General features: G+C 73.4%; 21 protein-coding genes. 10 read left to right on the top strand and 11 right to left on the bottom strand.

What is annotated here, in order from left to right; all coding sequences use genetic code 11:
• Nucleotides 1–96: 96 nt before the first annotated feature.
• Together ABZ340_RS02030 and ABZ340_RS02025 are read left to right on the top strand one after the other, a co-directional pair.
• Nucleotides 97–225 (top strand): hypothetical protein, encoded by a 129-nt coding sequence (locus ABZ340_RS02030; protein ID WP_358779788.1) that lies wholly within the window; start codon nucleotides 97–99, stop codon nucleotides 223–225.
• A 132-nt stretch (nucleotides 226–357) separates the two neighbouring features.
• A complete protein-coding gene (locus tag ABZ340_RS02025; RefSeq protein ID WP_358779787.1) occupies nucleotides 358–579 on the top strand; it encodes a hypothetical protein in 222 nt (73 codons plus the stop codon).
• Here ABZ340_RS02025 and istB read toward each other — a convergent pair.
• Nucleotides 557–1966 (bottom strand): IS21-like element helper ATPase IstB, encoded by a 1410-nt coding sequence (gene istB, locus ABZ340_RS02020; RefSeq protein ID WP_358779786.1) that lies wholly within the window; start codon nucleotides 1964–1966, stop codon nucleotides 557–559. The two genes, ABZ340_RS02025 and istB, sit on opposite strands and share 23 nt — an antisense overlap.
• A 171-nt stretch (nucleotides 1967–2137) precedes the next feature.
• On the opposite strand from istB, the gene ABZ340_RS02015 reads away from it, so the two are divergent.
• The gene (locus tag ABZ340_RS02015) at nucleotides 2138–3781 is read left to right on the top strand and encodes a DNA repair helicase XPB (RefSeq protein WP_358779785.1); all 1644 of its coding nucleotides are present in this window, start codon (nucleotides 2138–2140) and stop codon (nucleotides 3779–3781) included.
• Nucleotides 3782–4035: 254 nt separating this feature from the next.
• On the opposite strand, the gene ABZ340_RS02010 is transcribed toward ABZ340_RS02015, so the two are convergent.
• From ABZ340_RS02010 to ABZ340_RS02000, 3 genes are all read right to left on the bottom strand, one after another.
• The gene (locus ABZ340_RS02010; RefSeq protein WP_358779784.1) at nucleotides 4036–4239 is read right to left on the bottom strand and encodes a hypothetical protein; all 204 of its coding nucleotides are present in this window, start codon (nucleotides 4237–4239) and stop codon (nucleotides 4036–4038) included.
• Nucleotides 4240–4418: 179 nt separating this feature from the next.
• Nucleotides 4419–4859 (bottom strand): nucleoside deaminase, encoded by a 441-nt coding sequence (locus ABZ340_RS02005; RefSeq protein ID WP_358779783.1) that lies wholly within the window; start codon nucleotides 4857–4859, stop codon nucleotides 4419–4421.
• Complete coding sequence (locus ABZ340_RS02000; RefSeq protein ID WP_358779782.1) at nucleotides 4856–5662, bottom strand: LLM class flavin-dependent oxidoreductase; 807 nt, start codon at nucleotides 5660–5662, stop codon at nucleotides 4856–4858. The genes ABZ340_RS02005 and ABZ340_RS02000 overlap by 4 nt, the downstream gene beginning before the upstream one ends.
• A gap of 93 nt (nucleotides 5663–5755) precedes the next feature.
• Here ABZ340_RS02000 and ABZ340_RS01995 point away from each other — a divergent pair, with 93 nt between their 5' ends.
• Complete coding sequence (locus ABZ340_RS01995; RefSeq protein ID WP_358779781.1) at nucleotides 5756–6205, top strand: Lrp/AsnC family transcriptional regulator; 450 nt, start codon at nucleotides 5756–5758, stop codon at nucleotides 6203–6205.
• A gap of 396 nt (nucleotides 6206–6601) precedes the next feature.
• The gene (locus tag ABZ340_RS01990) at nucleotides 6602–8701 is read left to right on the top strand and encodes a UvrD-helicase domain-containing protein (RefSeq protein WP_358779780.1); all 2100 of its coding nucleotides are present in this window, start codon (nucleotides 6602–6604) and stop codon (nucleotides 8699–8701) included.
• A gap of 91 nt (nucleotides 8702–8792) precedes the next feature.
• Here the strand turns inward: ABZ340_RS01990 and ABZ340_RS01985 are convergent, their stop codons facing one another.
• Nucleotides 8793–9482: a copper homeostasis protein CutC gene (locus ABZ340_RS01985; protein ID WP_358779779.1), complete on the bottom strand. Its 690-nt coding sequence runs from the start codon at nucleotides 9480–9482 to the stop codon at nucleotides 8793–8795.
• 104 nt (nucleotides 9483–9586) lie between these two features.
• Nucleotides 9587–10264: a maleylpyruvate isomerase family mycothiol-dependent enzyme gene (locus ABZ340_RS01980; RefSeq protein WP_358779778.1), complete on the bottom strand. Its 678-nt coding sequence runs from the start codon at nucleotides 10262–10264 to the stop codon at nucleotides 9587–9589.
• Nucleotides 10265–10440: 176 nt separating this feature from the next.
• Between ABZ340_RS01980 and ABZ340_RS01975 the strand changes: the two genes are divergently transcribed.
• A complete protein-coding gene (locus ABZ340_RS01975) occupies nucleotides 10441–11094 on the top strand; it encodes a hypothetical protein (RefSeq protein ID WP_358779777.1) in 654 nt (217 codons plus the stop codon).
• A gap of 48 nt (nucleotides 11095–11142) precedes the next feature.
• Here ABZ340_RS01975 and ABZ340_RS01970 read toward each other — a convergent pair whose 3' ends face one another.
• Entirely contained in the window at nucleotides 11143–11559 is a 417-nt protein-coding gene (locus tag ABZ340_RS01970) for a helix-turn-helix transcriptional regulator (RefSeq protein ID WP_358779896.1), read from the bottom strand.
• A gap of 186 nt (nucleotides 11560–11745) precedes the next feature.
• On the opposite strand from ABZ340_RS01970, the gene ABZ340_RS01965 reads away from it, so the two are divergent.
• Nucleotides 11746–12813: a GNAT family N-acetyltransferase gene (locus ABZ340_RS01965; RefSeq protein WP_358779776.1), complete on the top strand. Its 1068-nt coding sequence runs from the start codon at nucleotides 11746–11748 to the stop codon at nucleotides 12811–12813.
• Here ABZ340_RS01965 and ABZ340_RS01960 read toward each other — a convergent pair.
• Both ABZ340_RS01960 and ABZ340_RS01955 read right to left on the bottom strand, forming a co-directional pair.
• Entirely contained in the window at nucleotides 12795–13073 is a 279-nt protein-coding gene (locus tag ABZ340_RS01960) for a DUF4031 domain-containing protein (RefSeq protein WP_358779775.1), read from the bottom strand. The two genes, ABZ340_RS01965 and ABZ340_RS01960, sit on opposite strands and share 19 nt — an antisense overlap.
• A 169-nt stretch (nucleotides 13074–13242) precedes the next feature.
• Complete coding sequence (locus ABZ340_RS01955) at nucleotides 13243–13626, bottom strand: hypothetical protein (protein ID WP_358779774.1); 384 nt, start codon at nucleotides 13624–13626, stop codon at nucleotides 13243–13245.
• A gap of 208 nt (nucleotides 13627–13834) precedes the next feature.
• Here ABZ340_RS01955 and ABZ340_RS01950 point away from each other — a divergent pair, with 208 nt between their 5' ends.
• From ABZ340_RS01950 to ABZ340_RS01940, 3 genes are all read left to right on the top strand, one after another.
• Nucleotides 13835–14662, top strand: coding sequence for a MurR/RpiR family transcriptional regulator (locus tag ABZ340_RS01950; RefSeq protein WP_358779895.1), 828 nt, complete (start codon nucleotides 13835–13837; stop codon nucleotides 14660–14662).
• Between the two features lie 121 nt (nucleotides 14663–14783).
• Nucleotides 14784–15725 carry an N-acetylmuramic acid 6-phosphate etherase gene (gene murQ, locus ABZ340_RS01945; RefSeq protein ID WP_358779773.1) on the top strand — a complete coding sequence of 314 codons (942 nt, stop codon included), beginning with the start codon at nucleotides 14784–14786 and terminating at the stop codon, nucleotides 15723–15725.
• Nucleotides 15726–16004: 279 nt separating this feature from the next.
• The gene (locus ABZ340_RS01940; protein WP_358779772.1) at nucleotides 16005–16883 is read left to right on the top strand and encodes a hypothetical protein; all 879 of its coding nucleotides are present in this window, start codon (nucleotides 16005–16007) and stop codon (nucleotides 16881–16883) included.
• A gap of 327 nt (nucleotides 16884–17210) precedes the next feature.
• Here the strand turns inward: ABZ340_RS01940 and ABZ340_RS01935 are convergent, their stop codons facing one another.
• Complete coding sequence (locus ABZ340_RS01935; RefSeq protein WP_358779771.1) at nucleotides 17211–17729, bottom strand: MarR family transcriptional regulator; 519 nt, start codon at nucleotides 17727–17729, stop codon at nucleotides 17211–17213.
• Nucleotides 17730–17745: 16 nt separating this feature from the next.
• Entirely contained in the window at nucleotides 17746–18816 is a 1071-nt protein-coding gene (locus ABZ340_RS01930) for an alkene reductase (protein ID WP_358779770.1), read from the bottom strand.
• Nucleotides 18817–18820: the final 4 nt, after the last annotated feature.

Here is an 18820-nt window from a genome sequence, read left to right as displayed (position 1 = left end):
TTTCGCATCGCGGCGCGAGCCGCCGGGCAGCCACCCGGTGTCCTGATCGGGCCCGGCAAGGGAAGGGCCCGGTCGAGCGCAATCGAAAGGAAGCCCATGCGTTCCGTACGCCGTGTCGCCGCCGTCCTGACCTCCACCGCCGTCATGATCGGTGCCTTCGCCGGCCAGGCCTCCGCCATCGCCATCGACGTCGCCGGGCTCGTCCTGGAGACGCCGCAGATCTGACACCGCAGATCCGACGCGCTTCGTCGGCCGGCGGGCCGGCCCGGAAACACCGGGACCGGCCCGCCGGCCGATGAAGCGCATCGCACCGCACCGCGCCGTCGTCACCCCGTCCGCGAAAGGCCCGCCACGACCATGCGCCCCAAGCTGCCCGCTCGTACCCGCTCCGCCCTCGCCGCCTCCGGCACCGTCCTGGCCTCCGGCGCCCTGCTCGCCGTCCTCGCCCCTGTGGCCGCGGCGGCCCAGGCCCCGCTGCCGTTGCCGCTCCCGGCCGCCGGCCCGGAGTCCCTGGTCACCGAGGGGATCAGCATCGAGGGACCGCTGCTCAACAACATCAATCTGCCCTCGCTGAAGTAGCGCGGCGCAGCCGGTAGCTGTCCCCGTCGATCCGCACGATCTCGGCGTGGTGGACCAGCCGGTCCACCATCGCCGGGGCGGCCGGGCCGGCGAAGACCTCGTCGAAGCGGGCGGGTGGCCGGTCGCCGGTCACGATCAGCGAGCCGCGCTCGTAGCGGTGGGCGACCAGCTGGAACAGGAGCCGGGAGTCGTCCGCGTCGAAGGGGACGTACCCGACCTCGTCGACGATCAGCAGCGGGTACGCGTCGAGGGCGGCCAGTTCCTCGGCGAGCCGCCCCGCCGCCCGCGCCTCGCCCAGTTGCAGGGCCCACTGGGCGGCGGTCGCGAACAGCACCCGGTGCCCGGCCTGGCAGGCGCGCACGCCGAGGGCGACGGCCAGGTGGGTCTTGCCCGTGCCGGGCGGGCCGACCAGGACGGCGTTGCGGCGGTCGGCGACGAAGTCCAGCTTGCCGAGGCGGGCCACGGTCTCCCGGTCGAAGTCCCGGGGGTGGTCGGCGTCGAAGTCCTCCAGCAGCTTGCGGAAGGGGAACCCGGCGGCCCGGATGCGGTCCTCGGCGCCGGACTCGTACGTCTCGTGGAGGGCGGCCCCGGCCTGCCGGGGGATGGGCACCGGCCCGGCACCGGCGGGGGGTACCGGGCCGGCACCGACGAAGGGCGCCGGACCGGTGCCGACGGAGGGGGACAGGCCGGTGCCGACGGAGAGGGACGGCCCGGCGTCGGCGGAGTGGACCGGCCGGTGCCGGGGGGACTCGGGGGGCGTGGCGTGTTCCACGTGCTCCTGGGGTGCTTGGGGCGTCTGGGGTGCCTGGGGCGCCTGGGGTGCTTGTGGCGCCTGGGGCGCCTGGTGTCCGGCGCCGCGGGAGTGCCCGGAGTGCCCGGCGTGCCCGGCCATCGGCCCGGACATGTACGCCAGGATCGCCGCCGAGACGATGAACGCCATGTGGATCACCGTCCCCCACAGCAGTGCGTGGCGGGAGGTGTGGTGGACGTCCACGAACATCTGGAGCAGGTGCACGGAGGAGATGCCCACGATGGCCGTGGCCAGCTTCACCTTCAGCACGTTGGAATTGACGTGCGACAGCCATTCCGGCTGGTCGCGATGGCCCTGGAGGCCGATGCGCGAGACGAAGGTCTCGTAGCCGCCGACGATCACCATGATCAGCAGGTTCGCGATCATGACGACGTCGACCAGCTTGAGGACGGCGAGCATGACGTACGTCTCGGTCGCCTGCCCGGTCACACAGCGGAGGATTAACGCCCACAGCTCGTTGAAGAACTTGTAGACGTACACGCCCTGCGCGGCGACCAGGCCGAAGTACAGCGGGGCCTGGAGCCAGCGGGTGGCGAACAGCGCGTATCCGAGCGTCGTGGTTGGCGTATTCTGCACAGTCCGCCATTCTTCGGGGATTCCTCCGGAAAGCCGAATTCACGCCACACGTTGGGATGAAAAGGAATCCAGTAGGACGGGATGCGCGGAGCGCCGCGCCCCTCCGCGCCGATCAGGCACACTGGACGTTTGGCCGAGCCGTCCGGCTGCGCTAGCGAAAGGGTGCCGCGCGTGAATGGTCCGCTGATCGTCCAGTCCGACAAGACCCTGCTCCTGGAAGTCGACCACGAGCGGGCCGACGACTGCCGCCGCGCCATCGCGCCCTTCGCCGAGCTGGAGCGGGCGCCGGAGCACATCCACACCTACCGGGTCACCCCGCTCGGCCTGTGGAACGCGCGCGCCGCCGGGCACGACGCCGAGCAGGTCGTGGACGCGCTGGTGGAGTACAGCCGCTACCCGGTGCCGCACGCGCTGCTGGTCGACATCGCCGAGACGATGGACCGCTATGGCCGGCTCACCCTCTCCAAGCACCCGGCGCACGGGCTGGTGCTGACCACCACCGACCGGCCGGTGCTGGAGGAGGTCCTGAAGTCCAAGCGGATCGCGCCGCTGGTCGGCGCCCGCATCGACGCCGACACGGTGGCCGTGCACCCCTCCGAGCGCGGCCAGATCAAGCAGGTGCTGCTGAAGCTGGGCTGGCCCGCCGAGGACCTCGCCGGGTACGTCGACGGCGAGGCGCACCCGATCGAGCTGCGCGAGGACGGCTGGGCGCTGCGGCCCTACCAGAAGCAGGCGGTGGAGAACTTCTGGCACGGCGGGAGCGGTGTGGTCGTGCTGCCGTGCGGCGCGGGCAAGACGCTGGTCGGCGCCGGGTCGATGGCCCAGGCGAAGTCGACCACGCTGATCCTGGTCACCAACACGGTCTCGGCCCGGCAGTGGAAGCACGAGCTGGTGAAGCGGACCTCGCTGACCGAGGACGAGATCGGCGAGTACAGCGGCACGAAGAAGGAGATCCGGCCCGTCACCATCGCCACGTACCAGGTGCTGACGACGAAGCGGAAGGGCGTCTACCCGCACCTGGAGCTGTTCGACTCCCGCGACTGGGGCCTGATCGTCTACGACGAGGTGCACCTGCTGCCCGCGCCGGTGTTCAAGTTCACCGCCGACCTCCAGGCGCGGCGGCGGCTGGGCCTGACGGCGACCCTGGTGCGTGAGGACGGCCGCGAGTCGGACGTGTTCTCGCTCATCGGCCCGAAGCGGTTCGACGCGCCGTGGAAGGAGATCGAGGCGCAGGGCTACATCGCGCCCGCCGACTGCGTGGAGGTCCGGGTCAACCTCACCGACTCCGAGCGGCTGGCGTACGCCACCGCCGAGGCCGAGGAGAAGTACCGCTTCTGCGCGACCACCGCGACCAAGCGGAAGGTGACGGAGGCGATCGTCCGGCGGTTCGCCGGGCAGCAGGTCCTCGTCATCGGCCAGTACATCGACCAGCTCGACGAGCTGGGCGAGCACCTGGGCGCGCCGGTGATCAAGGGCGAGACGTCCAACGCGCAGCGCGAGAAGCTCTTCGACGCCTTCCGGCAGGGCGAGATCAACGTCCTCGTCGTCTCCAAGGTCGCCAACTTCTCCATCGACCTGCCGGAGGCGACGGTCGCCATCCAGGTGTCGGGCACCTTCGGCTCCCGCCAGGAGGAGGCGCAGCGCCTGGGGCGGGTGCTGCGGCCGAAGGCCGACGGCCACCAGGCGCACTTCTACTCGGTGGTCGCCCGCGACACCATCGACCAGGACTTCGCCGCCCACCGCCAGCGCTTCCTGGCGGAGCAGGGGTACGCCTACCGGATCATGGACGCGGACGAGCTGCTGGCGGAGACCTGAGGGGCCGGGGAGCCGAAGGCCCGGGGAGTCCAGGGGCTGAGGGCCCGGGAAGCCGAGAGGCCGAGGGCCCGGGAAGCCGAGAGGCCGAGGGCCCGGGAAGCCGAGAGGCCGAGGGCCCGGGGAGCCGAGGGGCTGAGGGCCCGGGGAGCCGAGGGGCCGGGGCGAGGAAGCGGGCCCGAGGGAGATGGCCCGAGGGAGATGGGGAGGGGCACGCCGCGCGAAGAGCCCGGCGGGTCACGTCGTGACCCGTTCGCTCACCTGCGGCGCACGCCCGCTTCCTCGCCGTGCTCGCCGTATTCGCCGCACTCGCCGAGGATGACGACGTCGAAGGCGGCGCCCGCGAACACGCGCACGGCGCGCAGGGCGTCGCCGAGACGGTGCCGCCGGCCGTCGGCCGCGGCCGTGGCACCGGGCACGCGGCCCGGTGCCGGGGCGGGGGAGATGGTTACGGCGCTCATGTCTCCATAGTGGTGTTTCGGGCACAACGCGGGCATCGGTCTGCGGGGCGAATCCGGGCCCCCGACGCGTACGACTCCGGGGGGACCGATGGCCCTGGGGTGCCCCTCAGGGTGGAGACGCCGCCCCCTGGGCGAGGGTGCCGAGGGCCGTGTACATCAGCAGGCCGGCATCGCGTACGTCATCGGGCGGGCCGGTAATAGGCCGCTACGGGGTCGCGCGCCTCGTCGTGGAGGGCCGGACCGTCGTGGGGCACCGTCGGCCAGGCGCCCGACGACGGGTTGAGCGCGACGAGTTGCTCGGTCGACAGCGCGTAGACGACCCGGCCGATGCCAGAGCGGACGATGCCGCCGTCACACATGCCGCACGGCTGGCAGCTGGTGTACAGGGTGGTACGGGCAGCCGTGTCCGGGTCGAGTTCGCGGGCCGCCCAGCGGGCGAGTTTCAGTTCCGGGTGGGCGGTGATGTCGTTGTCCCGCCGGACCGTGTTGTGGGCTTCCGCGAGCACGGTGCCGTCCGGTCCGGCCAGAAGGGAACCGTACGGCGCGTCGCCCAGGGAGACCGCGTGGGCGGCGATGCCGATGGCACGCCGCAGAAGGGCCTCATCGGCCGGGGTGATCATGATCGAGTGCTCCAGTGGGTGGCCACGGTGGTGAGTGCCCGCCATGCCGCGTCGGGCCGACGGGTCTCGTTCGGGTCTCCGTGGTAGGGATCGAGTACGACGGTGTCCGCGCCCAGCAGGCGCAACTGGTCGAGGTCGTCGAGGATCTGTTCGACGGTGCCGACGCCGGCGGGCCGGTCGGAGGCGTCGACCGGTGCGCTGGTGACGCGCAGGGCGATGCGGGGCGCGAACCCCGGCAGCGCGTGCCGTCGCAGGACCGCGCGCATGCTGGGGAGGGAGAGCCGCAGCGGGTGCCAGGCGTCACCGAACCTCACGGCGCGCCGCAGGGCCGCCTCGCTGTGGCCGCCGATCCAGACCGGAACTTTGCCCTCCTGGCGGTCCCCGGCCCCCCGGAGGACGCCAAGACACTCGTCCGTCAGCCGGCCACGCGCGGTGAACGGCACGCCCAGCGCCTCGAATTCCTGCCGGGCCCAGCCGACACCCACCCCGAGGACGAAGCGACCGCCGCTCAGTTGGTGGAGGTTGGCAGCCATGCGGGCCACCAACAGGGGATGCCGGTACGGCAGGACGAGCACGGTCGTGCCCAGCCGCACCGTGGTGGTGAGACCGGCCAGCCACGACAGGGTGGTGAACGGCTCGTAGAACGGCTCCGGGTACCGCTCGGCCACGTCCGGGGTGACCGCCACATGGTCCGACACCATGAGGGCGCCGAAACCGAGGCCCTCCGCGAGCCGCGCCCATTCACGCAGGATGCCGGGATCGGTCCCCGGGCCGAAGTTCGGTACGTTGACGCCGAGTTGCATGGCCCGAGGCTATCCCGGCGATCATGACGCACGGAAGCGAAACCTCCCTGCGCAGCTGCTACTTCGCCGTGATTTTGCTGGTACTTTCGCCGCATGGCCGGGAATCTTGACCACGTCGACTGGGCGATCATCGAACAGCTGCAACGGGAGGCCCGCATCTCCTTCAGCGAACTGGGCCGCCGCGTGAACCTCAGCCCGTCGGCCACCACCGAACGCGTCCGCAATCTGGAGGCCTCGGGCATCATCACGGGCTACCGTGCCGAGATCGACCTGGCCAAGGTCGGCTACCCCGTCCTCGCCGTCGTCCGCCTCAAATATCCGGGCAACCGCCACGAACCGCTGCGCCGCCTCCTCGCTGAACGCCGTGAAATCCTGGAGTGCCTGCGCACTACCGGCAACGACTGCTACACCCTGAAGGTGGCCGCGACCTCCATGGAACACCTGGAGACGCTCATGGACGAACTCGCCGGCTTCGGCAGCACCACCACGAACGTCGTCTACAGCCAGACCCTCCCCTACCGCGGCCCCGCCGCCCCAGACTGACAACCGGTCCGCCATCCGTCCGTGGCTGCGCCAGCGGTCGTCCGGGACCCTGCTCCTGCGCTCGGTGGCGACCTGGCCGCAGTCGACGCCGTCGACCGGCCGTACACGGTCGGGAGCCGGAGCGTGCTCCGAACCGGGCGGCGCCGCCGGTAGCCGTGGGCAAGCCCACCCCAGGGGATGCGCGGAGCCAGCGGGGCCCGCGGGGGGGGTTGGAAAACCGTTGGCCTCCGCCTCCCTCGCTCCCCTACAATCTCCGCTCTTGCCCCGCCTCCCTCCCGGAGTGCCGCCGTCCGGACGGAAACCGGCCGGTATCGACGCGTCCCGAGCCGACGCGGCCCCTCACGCAGCAGCAGGTCTTCCGGAGGCACCCCCTTGTCCACGCCGTCCACGCCAGCCATGCCGTCCACGTCAGCCATGCCGTCCGCACCGCCCGCTCCCGCCGACGACGACCCCCTGTCCCGCGAGCGCGCCCACCTCGCCGCGTCCCGCGCCGCCCTGCGCGCGATGCGGGCGGACGTCGAGTCCCTCGACCTCCGCGACGTCGCCGCGAACTGGGTCAACGCCCAGGTCCTGGAGCGGCAGATCGCGGAACGCGTCAAGGCGCTGGCCGACCTCAGCGACACCCCGCTGTTCTTCGGCCGGCTCGACTACCTGCACGCCCCCGGTGTCGACCAGGCCGAGGGAGCGGAAGGGGAGCGCCCGCAGCCGGAGACCGCTTATCAGACACTGCACATCGGGCGCCGCCATGTGCACGACGCCGACGGCGACCCCATGGTGATCGACTGGCGTGCGCCGGTCGCGCAGCCGTTCTACCGGGCGTCCAAGAAGGACCCGATGGACATCGCGCTGCGCCGCCGCTTCGGCTACACCGGCGGCGACCTCACGGCGTACGAGGACGAGCACCTGTCCGACCCGGCCGAGGCGGCGGCTGTCAGCAAGCTGCTCCAGCAGGAGATCGAGCGGCCCCGCGTCGGCCCGATGCGGGACATCGTGGCGACCATCCAGCCCGAGCAGGACGAGATCGTCCGCTCGGGGCTGTCGGGCACGGTGTGCGTGCAGGGAGGCCCCGGCACCGGGAAGACGGCCGTCGGCCTGCACCGGGTCGCCTATCTGCTCTACGCCCACCGCGAGCGGCTGGCCCGCACCGGCACCCTCGTCATCGGGCCGAACCGCTCCTTCCTCCACTACATCGAGCAGGTCCTGCCCGCGCTGGGCGAGCTGACGGTCCAGCAGGCCACGGTCGACGACCTCGTCGCGCACGTCGAGGTGCGGGGCACGGACGACGCGGGCGCCGCGACCGTCAAGGGGGACGCCCGGATGGCGGAGGTGCTGCGCCGGGCCCTCTACGCGCATGTGACGATGCCCACCGAGACGGTCGTGGTCGTGCGCGGCTCGCGCCGCTGGCGGGTTCCGGCGTACGAGGTCGAGGAGATCGTCCGGGAGCTGCTGGAGCGCGGCATCCGCTACGGCGCCGCCCGCGAGGCCCTGCCGCAGCGGATCGCGCACGCCGTGCTGGTGCAGATGGAGCGGGCGGGCGAGGCGCCGGACGACCGGGTGCAGAACGCGGTGGCCCGCACCGCCGCGGTCAAGGCGGCGGTGAAGGAGATCTGGCCGGCCGTCGACCCGGCGAAACTCGTGCTGCGGCTGCTGACGGACGCGGACTTCCTCGCCGTACACGCCGACGGAATCCTCACCGCGGAGGAGCAGAAGGCGATCCTGTGGGCGAAGCCCGCCCGGTCGGTGAAGTCGGCGAAGTGGTCGCCCGCGGACGCCGTGCTGATCGACGAGGCCGCCGACCTGATCGAGCGCACCCACTCCCTCGGCCACGTCGTCCTGGACGAGGCGCAGGACCTGTCCCCCATGCAGTACCGGGCGGTGGGCCGCCGCTGCACCACCGGCTCGGCGACCGTCCTCGGCGACCTGGCGCAGGGCACCACGCCGTGGGCGACGCGCGGCTGGCGGGAGGCGCTGGCGCATCTGGGCAAGGACGACGCGGTGGTCGAGGAGCTGACGGCCGGTTTCCGCGTGCCGACGGACGTCATCGCCTACGCGTCCCGGCTGCTGCCGCACATCGCGCCGGGCCTGACGCCGGTACGGTCGGTCCGCGAGAACCCGGGCTTCTTCGAGGTCCGCCCGGCCGGCGGGACCGCCGACGTGATCGACGCCTGCCGGGAGCTGCTGCGCCGCGAGGGCTCCGTCGGCCTGATCGCCGCCGACGCCCGGGTCCCCGGCCTGGCCGAGGCCCTCACGGCGGCGGGGATCGGCCACCTCGGCCCCGGTGAGGAGACGACGCGGGAGACCCGGCTGACGCTGGTCCCGGCATCGCTGGCCAAAGGTCTGGAGTACGACTACGTCGTGCTGGACGAGCCGCAGGCCGTGGTGGACGGCGAGCCGGACGAGCGCACGGGCCTGCGCCGCCTGTACGTGGCGCTGACCCGGGCGGTGTCCGGCCTGATCGTCACCCACGCGGCCCCGCTGCCGCCGCAGCTGGCGTAGCCGCCGTCCCCGGAGGGGCCACCGGCGGCGCCGCTCGACCGACGGTCGCCCGGCCGACGCCCCTGCGGCACCGGCCGTCGGCGCGGGCCGGTCAGCCGTCGAGGGCCTGCCGCCAGCGGGCGACCGCCTGTGCCGTCACGGGCCCCGTCCAGCCGTCCGGGCGGGCCGCCCCGCCGATGTGGAAGGCGTCGACGCCGGCGTCCCGCAGCGTCGGGACGTGGTCCAGCCGCAGTCCGCCGCCCACCATGAGCTGCGGTTCGTACCCGGGCTCACCGCGCCGCCGGGCCTCCGCGCACAGCGTCGTGAGCCCCTCGTCGACCCCGCCGGCCGCCCCGGCCGTCAGGTAGGCGTCCAGTCCCGGCAGGTCGGCGAGCTGCTTGCGCAGGGCGTCGCGGTCGGCGGCCCGGTCGATCGCCCGGTGGAACGTCCACCGGCAGCCGTCCAGCACCGCGACGACCCGCTCCACCGCCGCGAGGTCCACACCGCCGTGCGGGTCGAGGAACCCGAGCACGAACTGGTCCGCACCGGCCTCCCGCATCTCCCCGGCCACCCGCACCAGCCGCTCCACGTCCCCGGCGGCGAACCCGTCCGCGAGCCGCAGCATCACCCGGGCGTCGATGTCGACGGCCGCCCGGATCGCGGCCACGGTCCGGGCCGGCGGGGTGAGCCCGTCGGCGGCCATGTCGGTGACCAGTTCGAGGCGGTCCGCGCCTCCGGCCTGGGCGGCGACCGCGTCCTCGGCGTCGAGGGCGATCACCTCCAGGACTGCACGCTTGCTCATGGGACCCCATTCGTCGGATACGTCGGCGGCTACAGGTCTAGTCCAATCTGGTCCAAGACTACGCCCCCGGGCCTCCCGGGCCCCGGATCACACGGGACCCTGTCTCACCCGAGGATGTTCAGCTCCCGCTCCTCCACCCCCGCCAGCTCGTACGCGGCCCCGTCCACCGGCCGGCCCATGCACAGCCGTACGAGCGTGGCGGCGTCGCCGATGAAACGCCCCGGGGGCCGCTCACCGCTCGCCTCGCCCAGCTTCAGCGGCTCGTCCACGTCGTCGAGGTCGGCATGGAGCGGGACGCCGCCGCGGTCGCGGGTGACGACGGCGAGCAGCGTGAGTGCGTCCGGCAGGCCGGGCCCCGCGTACGCCCCCGGCTCCCCGAGGGCCTCGCGCACGTCACCGGCGTGCACCCACTCGCCCAGCGCGACCGAGTCCAGGCCGCCGTCCGAGCGGGCGATCACCGGGCCCGCCTCGGTCATGGCGCGCTCCAGCTCGTCGACGACCTGTGCGTTCGTCCAGCCGGCGCGTTCGGCGATGTCGCGGTCGTTCGACTCGGGGGAGAAGACGCCCTCCCCCAGACGCCCCTCCACCACCCGGACCAGCGCGGACGAGCAGTGCGCGAGCACATCCCGCACCGTCCAGCCGGGACAGGCCGCCACCGGCAGCGCGAAATCCTCGTCCTTCCGGGAGCGCAGCAGCGGCACGAGCGCGTCCCGCTCGGTGGTCAGGAGCCGCCCGGGCAGCTCGGGGTCACGGACGTCGGGCAGATCGGCAGGTGTCGTCATGAGTCCCACGCTAGGGGCGGGCGCGGGCCCCGTCACGGAACAACCGGACTACAGGGCTACGGGACTGCGGGAGAACGGGAGAACGGAACTACGGGAGAACCGGGAGAACGGAACTACGGGAGGGAGAACGGGACTACAGGACTACGGGAGAACGGAACGACGGAGACAATGGGCGCATGGCCGATCTCGACGCCCTGCGCTCCCGCTTCGCCCGCGCCCTGGAAGGAGCCCGGGGCACCGGTCCCGGCTCCGGCCCCGACCCGGCGCCGTACGCCGAGAACCTGCTCGCCCGCTGGCGGGAGCCGCAGCGCCGGTACCACACGCTCACCCACCTCACCGCGGTCCTGGACCACGTCGACGTGCTGGAGGAGTACGCGGCCGACCCGGACGTGGTCCGGCTGGCCGCGTGGTTCCACGACGCCGTCTATCTGCCCGACCGCTCCGAGAACGAGGAGCGGTCGGCCCGCCTGGCCGAGCGCGCCCTGCCCGAGGCCGGGGTGTCCGGGGCGAAGACGGCCGAGGTCGCCCGCCTGGTCCGGCTCACCGTCACCCACGACCCGGCCGACGGCGACCGCGACGGCGAGGTGCTGTGCGACGCGGACCTGGCGATCCTCGCCGCGCCGCCGTCGGCGTACGCCGCCTACACCGCGGCCGTCCGCGAGGAGTACCACTTCGTGCCGGGCGACGCCTTCCGCGAGGGCCGCGCCGCCGTACTGCGCCACCTGCTGGACCTGCCACGGCTGTTCAGGACGCCGTACGGCCGGGAGAAGTGGGAGGCGACCGCCCGCTACAACCTCACCGCCGAACTGGACCTGCTGGCTCTGCCCTGATCCCTCGCCGGGCGCCGGTCAGGGACGCGGTCGACCGGAACGGCCCGGTCAGCCCTGTCCCCGGCCGTTCCGGTCGCCCGTGTCCCTGACCGGCCTGGTCACCTGTTTCGCCACGCACGGCGGCATCCCCGCCGTCGTACGGGCCGCCTCGCGCTTGTAGACGCTGGGCGGTACGCCGACCAGTTCGCTGAAGCGCGTGCTGAAGGTGCCCAGCGAGGAGCAGCCGACCGCGAAGCAGACCTCGGTGACGCTGAGGTCGCCGCGGCGCAGCAGCGTCATCGCCCGCTCGATGCGCCGCGTCATCAGATAGCTGTACGGCGACTCGCCGAAGGCGGCCTTGAACGCGCGGCTGAGGTGCCCGGCCGACATGTGCACGCCGCGGGCGAGCGCCTCGACGTCCAGCGGCTGGGCGTACTCCCGGTCGATCCGGTCGCGGACGCGGCGCAGCAGCGCCAGGTCGCGCAGACGCTGGTCACCGTCACCAGCCGGACGGCCGCTGCCGCTGCCGCTGCCGTCGCCGTCGCCGTGGCCTCTGCTGCTCACAGCGTGATCGTGCCACGGCGGGCCGCACCGTGAACACCCGTGCCCGGAGCCGGGCATCACCCGATAACCCGTCGCCCGGCGACCGCACCACCCCGTAGCCTGCCGCATATGCGGAACACGGGCGGGGAACGGGTGGACGAGGCCGTCGCGAGCGCCGTGGCGCTGCTGCGGACGGCGACGGACCGGGACTGGGAGCAGGTGCGGGCCCGGGGGCTGGAGTGGAGCTGCCGCATGACGGCGGTGCACATCGCGGAGTGTCTCGTCGGCTACGCGGGCCAGCTCACCGGACGGGCGGCCGACGGTTACGTCCCCTTCGAGATCAGCTTGGAGGAGGGCACCGGCAACGAGGGCGCGCTACGGGTGATCGAGGCGATGGGCGGCCTGCTCTCCGCCACCGTCCGCACCACCCCGCGCGACGTCCGCGCCTTCCACTCGTACCCCTTCCGCAGCGCGAACCGCGAGGGCTTCGCCGCCATGGGCATCGCCGAGGTACTGCTGCACACCCACGACATCGCCCACGGCCTCGGGCTGGACTACGAGCCGCCCGCCGAGACGGTCTCCTACGTCCTGACCCGGATCTTCCCCGACGTCCGGCCCGGCCCCGCCCCCTGGCCCACCCTGCTGTGGGCGACCGGCCGCGGCGAGCTGCCCGGCCGCGCCCCGGTCACCGAGTGGCGCTGGCACAACAACCTGGTGATCGGCGGCGACCGGCTCACCCTCGAAGGCATCACCCCCGCGTCCGCCGCGGATCTGGCCGTGGGCGGGGACGGCGGGTTCACGTGGGCGGGGGACGGGCCGTTCGAGGGCACCCGCGAGGGCGCCGGGATCATGGTGAAGCAGTACGAGGAGGGCCTGCTGCGGCCGGAGTGGGGGATGTTCGCGCTGGTCCGGCGGGAGGACGACCGGGCGGTCGGTGCGATGGGCTTCCACGGCCCGCCGGACGAGGACGGCCGCGTGGAGATCGGTTACGACCTCGTCGAGGCCGCCCGCGGCCACGGCTTCGCCACCGAGGCGCTGCGCGCGCTGTCGGCGTGGGCGCTGGCCCGCGAGGACGTGACGAGCGTGTTCGCGAGGACCGAGCCCGGCAACACCGCCTCCCAGCGCGTCCTCGCCCGCGCCGGTTTCACCCGGGTCGCCGCGGACGGGGAGGAACCCGCCTACGAACTGCGCGGCTGATCCCGCCGCTTGGGCCGCCGCAGCCCGGCGGCGCGCAGCAGCCGCACCACCTCGCGGCTGCCGGTCTCGACGGCACCGGCGCGCACCGCGTCGGCGTAGCGGTGGGCCGGGATGTCGTAGTGGTCGCGGTCGAAGGCCCGCCGGGGGACGCCGAGCCGCGCGGCGAACGCGTGCAGCTCCTCGTAGGAGACGTCGCTGACGAGGTGCGACCACATCCGGCCGTGGCCCGGCCACGCGGGCGGGTCGATGTAGACGGTCATGGCGCGCTCGCCGGGGCGGAGTCCGTCACGGGACCCGTCACGGGACTCGTGACGGGACTCGTGACGGGTCCCGTCACGAGGACCGGCGCGAGGGGCCTCACGAGGACCGGCACAGGGCACCTCACGAGGACCGGCACAGAGAACCTCACGAGGACCGGCACAGGGAACCTCACGAGGTCGGCGTCGTGCCGGTGGCGGTGCCCAGCGAGCCGACCGCGGCGACCTTCACGCCCGCCTTGGCGCACACCCAGTGCGGATCGGGCCCGAGTTCGGGCTCGACGTCCAGGGCGTGCGGGTCGCCGGAGCCGCACACCGGGCACAGCGGCCAGCGGCCGTACCGCTCCAGCAGGGCGTCCTGCACGTCCTGGGCGACCAGGCCGGCGACGTACTCGACGCCGTCCGGCCACTGTTCGACCCACCAGCGCCGCTGGGCGACGGAGTCCTCGACGAGGGACACCACGTCCGCCTCGGCGACCTCGCCCGCGACCAGGTCGGCGAGCACGAGGGCGCGCGCCGCGTGCAACGCCTGCTCCAGGGGGCTGATGGGGTCCATGCACCCATTGTGCGCACTCTTGACCCCGGCGCCGAACCGAAAATATCTTTCACAGGTGACCGAGAAGGTGAAGGAAACTTTCGCGCATCCCGCGCCTCCCGCGCATCCCTCTCCTCCCGCGCCTCCCGCGCCTCCCGCTCCTCCCGCGCATCCCGCGCATCCCGTGCCCGCCGCGCTCGTGGCCAAGGTGCGCACGCTGGCCCCCTCGATGACCCGCTCGATGCAGCGCGTCGCCGAGGCCGTGGCGGGCGACCCGGCCGGCTGCGCGGCCCTCACCGTCACCGGCCTCGCCGCACGCACCGGCACCAGCGAGGCCACCGTCGTCCGCACCGCCCGGCTGCTCGGCTACCCCGGCTACCGGGACCTGCGCCTGGCGCTGGCCGGGCTCGCCGCCCAGCAGCAGTCCGGCCGCTCCCCCGCGATCACCACCGACATCGCGGTCGACGACCCGATCGGCGACGTCGTCGCCAAGCTCGCCTACGACGAGCAGCAGACCCTCGCCGACACCGCCGCCGGCCTGGACACCGTCCAGCTCGGCGCGGCCGTCACCGCGCTGGCCGGCGCCCGCCGCACCGACGTGTACGGCATCGGCGCCTCCGGTCTGGTCGCCCAGGACCTCACCCAGAAGCTCCTGCGCATAGGACTGATAGCCCACGCCCCCGGCGATCCGCACCTGGCCGTCACCAACGCCGTCCAGCTGCGCACCGGGGACGTGGCCGTCGCCATCACCCACTCCGGCTCGACCGGCGACGTCATCGAGCCGCTGCGGGTCGCCTTCGAGCACGGGGCGACCACCGTCGCGATCACCGGCCGTCCCGACAGCCCCGTCACGCAGTACGCCGACCACGTGCTGACCACCGCCACCTCCCGGGAGACCGAACTGCGCCCGGCGGCGATGTCCTCCCGCACCAGTCAGCTCCTCGTCGTGGACTGCCTGTTCGTGGGGGTGGCGCAGCGGACGTACGACACGGCGGGCCCCGCGCTGGCGGCGTCGTACGAGGCGCTCGCGCACCGGCACGGAACGCGCCGCGGGTAGACCGCAGGGCCGCCCGGCACCGTCCGGTACCGCACCACGCCACCCGGTACCGCACCACGCCACCCGGTACCGCACCGCACCGCCGTTTCCCGGAAAGCAACCGAAGAGAGCCGCCCCCGCCATGACCTCCCCCTCCCCCTCCCACCCCGGTGATCTGCGCGCCCAGTTGGAGCACCTGGCCACCGAGGCGTTCCGGCCCGAGCTGTCCGGCATCGACCGCCTGCCCACTCTGGAGATCGCCCGGCTGATGAACGGCGAGGACGCCACCGTGCCCGCCGCGGTCGCCGCGCGGCTCCCCGAGATCGCCGCCGCCATCGACGCCGTCGCCGCCCGGATGGCGCGCGGCGGCCGGCTGGTCTACGCGGGCGCCGGCACGGCCGGCCGCCTCGGCGTGCTGGACGCCTCCGAGTGCCCGCCCACCTTCAACACCGCCCCCGGCCAGGTCACCGGCCTGATCGCGGGCGGCCCCGAGGCGATGGTCACGCCGGTCGAGGGCGCAGAGGACTCCCGGGAGCTGGCCCGCGCCGACCTCGACGCCCTCGCGCTCACCCCGGACGACACGGTGGTCGGCGTCTCGGCCTCCGGCCGCACCCCGTACGCGGTCGGCGCCGTCGAGCACGCCCGCGCCCTCGGCGCCCTCACCATCGGCCTGGCCTGCAACGCGGGCAGCGCCCTCGCGGCGGCGGCCGAGCACGGCATCGAGGTCGTCACCGGCCCGGAGCTGATCACCGGCTCCACCCGGCTGAAGGCGGGCACCGCCCAGAAGCTGGTCCTCAACATGATCTCGACGATCACGATGATCCGGCTGGGCAAGACCTACGGGAACCTGATGGTCGACGTCCGCGCCTCCAACGACAAGCTGCGTGCCCGCTCCCGCCGGATCGTCGCCCTGGCCACCGGCGCCGGCGACGAGGAGATCGAACGCGCCCTGGCCGCCGCCGACGGCGAGGTCAAGCACGCCATCCTGATCCTGCTGGCGGACGTCGACGGCCCGTCGGCGGCCCGCCTCCTGGAGGACTCCGGCGGCCGGCTGCGCGCCGCGCTCGCCGCGGCGGCCGGCTGAGCTCCCCCACCCCATCGCACCACCGCACCACCCCCACCGCACCATTCCGCCGTCACCCCATCACCCCGCCGGGCCCTTAGCAGGTCTCCTGCCCGCCACAGGCGGGAAGCGGGCAAGAACCACGCTCTCCGGTGATTCGAGCGGGCTCACTGTTTCCCCTGCTCAGAGGCGGCGCAGCCTGTCAGCGGCGAGGCCGGCGTCCACCGGCCCGCCGACTGCATCAGACAACGCATGACGCATGACATGACGCGTGACGCGCGACGAAGGGGAGAGGACCACATGGGTACGTGGAGCGACTGGAAGGACCTGGGCGGGACGATCATCTCGGCCCCCAGCGCGGCCTCACGGGTGAAGGAGCGGATCACCGTGGTGGCGCGCGGCACCAAGAACGAGATCGTCTACCGGTCGTACACCGACGGCAGCGGCTGGGGTGACTGGGGCTCCCTGGGCGGGACGACGACCTATGACCCGGCGATCCTGTCCGGCAAGCCGGAGCACTACACCGTCTACGTTGTCGGCGGCAGCCAGTCCGTCTACCGCAGGTCCTACATCGACGGCAGCGGCTGGGAAAAGGACTGGTCCAAGACCTACGACGCCGGGACGGCGTGGGCCGGCATCGCGGCCGCCTCCTCCCAGGAGGGCCGCTACGACATGTTCACCCTCAACGGCAGCAACCAGGTCCTGCACGGCACCGCCACCGGCAGCGGCTGGCAGCCGCTCAAGAACATCGGCGGCACCATCCAGGGCACCGTCGCCGCGGCGTCCTGGAGCAGCGGCCGGGTGGACCTCGTCGCCCGCGGCGCGGCCACCAACACCCTGTGGCACCGCGTCTGCAACGGCAGCACCTGGTCCAAGTGGCACGACATCGGCTCCAACTTCATCTCCGGCCCGGCCCTGGCCACCTGGGGCCCCGACCGACTGGACGTCTTCGCCAAGGGCCGCGACCACCAGGTCCTGCACCGCTTCTGGAACGGCCAGACCTGGAGCGAGTGGAACGACCTGGGCATCAGCAACACCGACGACAACCTCGCCGCGGTCTCCCGCGCGCCCGGCAACATCGAACTGTTCGCCCGTGGCCGCGACAACAAGCTCTACCACCGCACCTACACCGCCGACCCGAGTGAACTCGACAACGGCGGCGTCGACGACGCCAGCTGATGGCCGATAGTCGATAGCCGACAGCTGATACACGGCCGCTCCCGTCGGCCTGGGCCCGCACGCCCCCGGCACGGCGCGAAAGCGCGCCGCGCCGAGGCACGGTCCGGGTCGACGGGCACCGGCGTCCAGGCGGGTCTCGCGGCCGGACCACCGGCACACCGGCTCACGCCGGACCACCGGCACACCGGCTCACGCCGGACCACCGGCACACCGGCTCACCAGCTCACGCCGGACCACCGGCACACCGGCTCACCAGCTCACGCCGGACCCCCGGCACACCAGCTCACGCCGGACCCCCGGCACACCGGCTCACGCCGGACCGACCGCCTAACAGCACCCGGTTTCCCCGCCACCCGGCAAGGCGGTCGCGTCGAGGTTCTCCTCGATCCGGTGGGCGAGGCCCGCGAACCGTTCGCGCTCCCGCGCCGTCAGCCCCTGGACCGTGGCCTCTTCGAGCCGGGCCCAGGCGTCCATGACCGACGCCCGCAGCCCGCGCCCGGCCTCCGTCAGGTGGACCAGCGTGGAGCGGCGGTCGCGCTCGGACCGCACCCGCGTGACGAGTCCGGCCTCCTCCAGGCGACGCACCGACTTCGCCACCGTGGAGTGGTCCAGGCCGAGGGTCCTGCCGAGGCTGGTCTGCGACTGGCCGTCGTGCTCCCACAGCTGCATCAGCATCAGCTCCTGCCCGACGTACAGCCCCGTTCCGCGGAGCAGTTCGGCGGCGAGGGCGCGGTGTCTGCGGGCGAGGCTGAACACCGCGAAGCTCACCGGGAACCTCTCGGCCGCGGTCTGGAGGGGCTGCTGTGTCGCGTCGGTGGCCTCTTCGGCCGATGCCGTGTCCGTCATGCCTGTGGTCTCGATGTCAGGAGAGCGTCGGGTAGTCGGTGTACCCCTTCTCGTCCCCACCGTAGTAGGTGGCCGGGTCGGGCTCGTTCAGGGGCGCGCCCTGCCGCAGCCGCTCCACGAGGTCGGGGTTGGCCAGCGCCCAGGAGCCGACCGGTACGACGTCCGCCAGTCCGGCCTCGATGTCCGCGGCGAGGGCCTCCCGGGGCCGGCCGGGCCGGTTGACCAGCAGCGCGTTCGGCCAGGCGACCCGTACGTCGCGCAGCAGGTCCTCGCCCCCGACGTGCAGCACGTGCAGGTAGGCCAGGTCGAGGCGGGCGAGCTCGGCCACGAGGTGGCGGTAGAGCGCGGGGCCGCTCGCGCCCTCGGCCAGACCGCCCGCGGGGCTGCCGGGCGAGATGCGGAAGCCGGTGCGGTCCGCGCCGATCTCGGCGGCGACGGCCGCGGCGACCTCCACGCCGAAACGGGCGCGCCCCTCGATGCCGCCACCGTACTCGTCGGCGCGCCGGTTGGCGTTCTCCGCGAAGAACTGGTGGACCAGGTAGCCGTTGGCGCCGTGGATCTCGACACCGTCGGCACCGGCGGCCACCGCGAGGGCGGCGGCCCGGCGGAAGTCGTCGACGGTGGCCCGCACCTCCTCGGTGGTCAGCGCGCGCGGCACCGGGATCTCCCGCGGGCCGCCGGCGGTGAACATCTGCTCGCCGGGCGCGATCGCCGAGGGGGCGACCGGCCGGCGGTGGTGGGGCGTGTTGTCCGGGTGGGACATCCGGCCGGTGTGCATGAGCTGGATGAACAGGTGCCCGCCCGCCTCGTGCACGGCGTCGGCCACCCGGCGCCAGCCGGCCACGTGGTCCTCGGTGTGGATGCCGGGGGTGAGCAGGTAGCCCTGGCCGTCCTCGGAGGGCTGGGTGCCCTCGGTGATCAGCAGGCCCAGCGAGGCGCGCTGCGCGTAGTACCGGGCCATCAGGCCGGTGGGCGTGCCGTCGGCCCGTGCCCGGTCGCGGGTCATGGGCGCCATGGCCAGCCGGTGGTCGAGCTTGAGGCGGCCCACGGTGGTGGGGGTGAACAGCTTCTCCACAGCATCCTCCATTTAC

Source organism: Streptomyces sp. NPDC006134 (assembly GCF_040628835.1).
Lineage (GTDB): Bacteria > Actinomycetota > Actinomycetes > Streptomycetales > Streptomycetaceae > Streptomyces.
This window is presented reverse-complemented; position numbering and strand designations above follow the sequence as displayed.